Annotated in this window: 4 protein-coding genes and 2 pseudogenes; all 6 read right to left on the bottom strand. The window is 72.4% G+C overall.

Annotation, left to right across the window (positions count from 1 at the left end):
- Positions 1-41 precede the first annotated feature (41 nt).
- Positions 42-740, bottom strand: a pseudogene (thiL, locus tag ROTAS13_RS20695) (thiamine-phosphate kinase); the annotation flags it as partial.
- Between the two features lie 7 nt (positions 741-747).
- On the bottom strand, positions 748-1,278 hold the full coding sequence (gene nusB / locus ROTAS13_RS20690) for a transcription antitermination factor NusB (protein WP_019460265.1): 531 nt from the start codon (positions 1,276-1,278) through the stop codon (positions 748-750).
- Positions 1,275-1,769, bottom strand: coding sequence for a 6,7-dimethyl-8-ribityllumazine synthase (gene ribH, locus ROTAS13_RS20685; protein WP_019460266.1), 495 nt, complete (start codon positions 1,767-1,769; stop codon positions 1,275-1,277). Before ribH ends, nusB begins: the two co-directional genes overlap by 4 nt.
- Positions 1,766-2,923 (bottom strand): 3,4-dihydroxy-2-butanone-4-phosphate synthase, encoded by a 1,158-nt coding sequence (gene ribB, locus ROTAS13_RS20680; RefSeq protein ID WP_019460267.1) that lies wholly within the window; start codon positions 2,921-2,923, stop codon positions 1,766-1,768. Before ribB ends, ribH begins: the two co-directional genes overlap by 4 nt.
- Positions 2,920-3,537 (bottom strand): riboflavin synthase, encoded by a 618-nt coding sequence (locus ROTAS13_RS20675; protein ID WP_075823272.1) that lies wholly within the window; start codon positions 3,535-3,537, stop codon positions 2,920-2,922. The genes ribB and ROTAS13_RS20675 overlap by 4 nt, the downstream gene beginning before the upstream one ends.
- Positions 3,537-3,797, bottom strand: a pseudogene (locus ROTAS13_RS20670) (RibD family protein); the annotation flags it as partial. The pseudogene ROTAS13_RS20670 and the gene ROTAS13_RS20675, both read right to left, overlap by 1 nt.
- Between the last annotated feature and the right edge of the window lie 53 nt (positions 3,798-3,850).

Below are 3,850 nucleotides of genomic sequence, written 5' to 3'. Positions count from 1 at the left end.
CCTTACGGTGGAGCTGTGCGTAGATGTGATCAAGAGACAGGCCCCAGGTCCTGCACCAGCCCGTCGGACACATCCATCGCCGCCCGCGCCACGTCGCGCAGCGCGATGCCTAGGGCCAGGCGCGGATCGGGCAGGCGGTAGCGGCGCAGCAGGTGGCCCCCTGGGTCGGGCGGCAGGCGCCCCTGTCCCACCGCCAGACCCAGCGCGCCGTCGCCGATGCAGCCGGAAACCCAGACATCGTCGCCCGCCCGCGCCCCGTCGCGGCGCAGCGCCGCGCCCGGTGGCACCGTGCCCAGGATGGTCAGGGAGTGGCAGGCGGGGCCGGGGGTGGAGACCGTGTCGCCGCCCAGGATGCGGAGGCCGAAGAGCCGCTGGTCCTCGGCCAGCCCGGCGGCGAAGCCGGCGACCACGGATTCTGCCGTGCCGCGCGGGAAGGCCGTGGTGAGCAGGTAGCCCAGCGGCTCCGCCCCCATGGCGGCGAGGTCGGACAGGTTGGTGCGCAGCAGGCGGCGGGAGACCGTGTCCGGCGGATCGGTGGAAAGGAAATGCACCCCCTCCACCATCGCATCCGCCGCCAGCACCAGCGTCCGGCCCGGCGGCGGATCGAGCAGCGCCGCATCGTCGAGCAGGCCGAGCGCCTCCGGTGCCGCGAGGGGCCGGAAATGCCGGGCGATCAGCCCGAACTCGCCGGGGAGCGGTCCTTCGCCGGGGGACGCGGCCGCGGGCGGATGCGGGGGCAAGGCCGGCTCAGGCGCGGGCGGGGTTGAACTCGCCAGTCCGCAGGTCCTTGGCCATGGCGTCCAGCACCCCGTTGGCGAAGCGCGGCTCGGCGCCGTCGAAGAAGCCGTGGGCCACGTCCATGTACTCGTTGATCACCACCCTGGCCGGCGGCTCGTTGCCCGACCACAGCTCGGCCGCCGCCGCCCGCAGCAGGGCGCGCAGCACCGGGTCGAGCCGGTCCATGCTCCAGCCGGCGGACAGGTGCCCGGCCACGATCGGGTCGATGGTCTCGGCGTTCCTGGCCACGGCGCGGACGATGCTGGTGAAGAGCGGCACATCCGCCTGCGGCACCCGTCCTTCCTCGAAGCCGCCCTCGCCCGGCAGCGCGCCGAGGCGGTGCTGGATGAACTGCTGGATGATGGCCTCGGCATTCTCGCCGCCGGCCTCGGACTGGAACAGGGCCTGCACCGCGGCCACGCGGGCGCCCAGGCGCGGCCGCGCCTTGTTCCCGCCGCCCTGCCCCTTGCTCTTCGTGTTACTCTTCGGCGTGTCGCTCATTCGGATAATCCCAGGCTTCGGGCGAGCGCGATCTGGCCGATCAGCGCATGGGCCGCCTCCGCCCCCTTGTTGTGCCGGTCCGGGCGCGAGCGCTCGATGGCCTGCTGCAGCGTGGCGACGGTCAGCAGCGCGAAGCCCACGGGGGCCGCGGTCTCCACGGTGATGTCCATCACGCCGCGACAGGCTTCCCGGCAGATGTGTTCGTAGTGGTCGGTGTCGCCCTTCACCACGCAGCCGAGGATCAGGTAGCCGTCATGGCCGCCCCGCTCCCCCTTGGCGTTCAGGGCCATGCGCAGCGCCGCCGGCAGCTCGAAGGCGCCCGCGACGTCCACCACCTCGGTCCGGGCGCCGACCTGCTCCAGCACCGCCAGGGCGCCGTCGCGCATCCCGCCCACGACCTGGGCGTAGTAGGGCGCCTGGATCAGCAGCACGCGCGGCGCCGGCCCTTCCAGGACCGCCTGGCCGCGCTCCGGTGCGTCCTGCGTGCTCATGCCTGCTTCCCCTTCTGGCCGGCCTTCCCGCATTCCGAGATCGGCCGCGTGTCCACCACCGTCAGCCCATAGCCCTCCAGCCCGACGATGGGGCGGGGGTGGTTCGACAGCAGCACCATCTCCTTCACGCCCAGATCCGTCAGGATCTGCGCGCCGATGCCGTAGTCCCGCAGCTCCGGCGCCGCGCGGCCCTGGCCGGCGCGGACCCGCTCGCTCAGCGCCGTCGGCTTCATCTCGCGCAGCAGCACGACCACGCCGTGGCCGGAGCGGCCGATCTCCTCCATCGCGGCATGCAGCTCGGCCGGTCCCTGGCGGCTCAGCGTGTCGGCCAGCATGTTCACCGCGTGCATCCGCACCAGAGCGGGGCCGTTGCGGTCGGGCTCGCCCTTCACCAGGGCGATGTGCTCGCCATACTCGATGGTGTTGGCATAGACGATGATCTTCCAGGGCCCGCCCGGCGCATCCTCCAGCACGTTCTCCTCGACCCGCTTCACCAGCCGCTCCGTGCGGCGGCGATAGGCGATCAGGTCGGCCACCGTGCCGAGCTTCAGCCCGTGGTGCTGGGCGAAGGCCACGAGGTCCGGCAGGCGGGCCATGGTGCCGTCGTCGTTCATGATCTCGCAGATCACGCCGGCGGGGTTCAGCCCGGCCAGCCGCGCGAAATCCACCGAGGCCTCGGTATGGCCGGCGCGCACCAGCACGCCGCCCTCGCGCGCCGCCAGCGGGAAGACATGGCCGGGGGTCACGATGTCGCGGCGGCCCATCTCCGGGTTGATCGCGACCGCCACGGTGCGGGCGCGGTCGGCGGCGGAGATGCCGGTGCTCACCCCTTCCCGCGCCTCGATCGAGACGGTGAAGGCGGTCTGGTGCCGGGTGCCGTTGCTCTGGCTCATCAGCGGCAGGCCCAGTGACTCGACCCGGGCGCGGGTCATGGCGAGGCAGATCAGCCCGCGCGCGTGGCGGGCCATGAAGTTGATCGCGTCCGGCGTGGCGAACTGCGCCGGGATCACGAGGTCGCCCTCGTTCTCGCGGTCCTCGTCGTCCACGAGGATGAACATGCGGCCGCGGCGGGCCTCCTCGATCAGCTCCTCGGTCGGGCTGAGGAAGTCCGCGAGCGAGGCGGAGACGGGCTGGTTGGTCGCGGAGGCGCTCATGCCTCGAACTCCTTCAGGCGGGCGACATAGCGGGCCAGCATGTCGATCTCGAGATTGACCTTCGCGCCCGGACCCAGCGCGCCGAAGGTGGTGACCTCCCGGGTGTGCGGGATCAGGTTCACGCCGAAGAGGGCGCCCTTCTCCCCGTTGCCCATGACCTCGTTCACCGTCAGCGAGACGCCGTTCAGCGTCACCGAGCCCTTGGGCGCGATGAAGCGGGCGAGCTGCGCCGGCGGGCGGAAGACCCAGCGCTCCGAACCGTTCTCGGGGGTCACCGAGACCACCTCCGCCAGACCGTCCACATGGCCGGACACGACATGCCCGCCCAGCTCGTCGCCCATGCGGAGCGGGCGTTCCAGGTTGATCCGGGTGCCGGGCCGCCATTCGCCCAGCACGGTCAGCGACAGGGTCTCGGCCGAGGCCTCCGCCTCAAAGGCTTCGGGCTCCAGCGCCACGGCGGTCAGGCAGCAGCCGTTGCAGGCGATGGAGGCGCCGAGCTGCGCCCCCTCCAGCCAGCCCGGCGGGGTGCGGACATGCAGGCGCATGTCCCGCCCCTCGCCGATCGGGGAGACGGAGAGGATCTCTCCGGTGGCGGTGACGATTCCGGTGAACATCAGGCGCGCTCGAACTCGCTCAGCAGGTCGGGACCGCACGGGATGGTGGCGGTGCGACGGAACTTGGGAATGGCGGCGAGGGAATCCACCGGCAGGGCCTGCGCGGCGGGCAGGCCATCGCCCCCCATGATGCCGGGAGCATGGAACCAGGCGAGCCGATCCACCAGTCCCGCGCGAAGCAGGGAAGCCGCGAGCGTGGCGCCACCCTCGACCATCAGCCGGGTCACGCCCCGTGCCGCCAGGGCACGGAGGATCGCCTCCGGGTCGAGCCGGTCGGAATCGCGGGCGCCGCTCGGGCTGTCTCTTGATCACA

The organism is Roseomonas sp. TAS13 (genome assembly GCF_001950415.1).
Taxonomy (GTDB): domain Bacteria; phylum Pseudomonadota; class Alphaproteobacteria; order Acetobacterales; family Acetobacteraceae; genus Roseomonas; species Roseomonas mucosa.
This window is presented reverse-complemented; position numbering and strand designations above follow the sequence as displayed.

Coding starts and splice junctions, on each gene's coding strand:
- ribH (WP_019460266.1), bottom strand. CDS start 1,769: ATGAGCACGCAGGACGCACCGGAGCGCGGCCAGGCGGTCCTGGAAGGG.
- ribB (WP_019460267.1), bottom strand. CDS start 2,923: ATGAGCGCCTCCGCGACCAACCAGCCCGTCTCCGCCTCGCTCGCGGAC.
- ROTAS13_RS20675 (WP_075823272.1), bottom strand. CDS start 3,537: ATGTTCACCGGAATCGTCACCGCCACCGGAGAGATCCTCTCCGTCTCC.
- nusB (WP_019460265.1), bottom strand. CDS start 1,278: ATGAGCGACACGCCGAAGAGTAACACGAAGAGCAAGGGGCAGGGCGGC.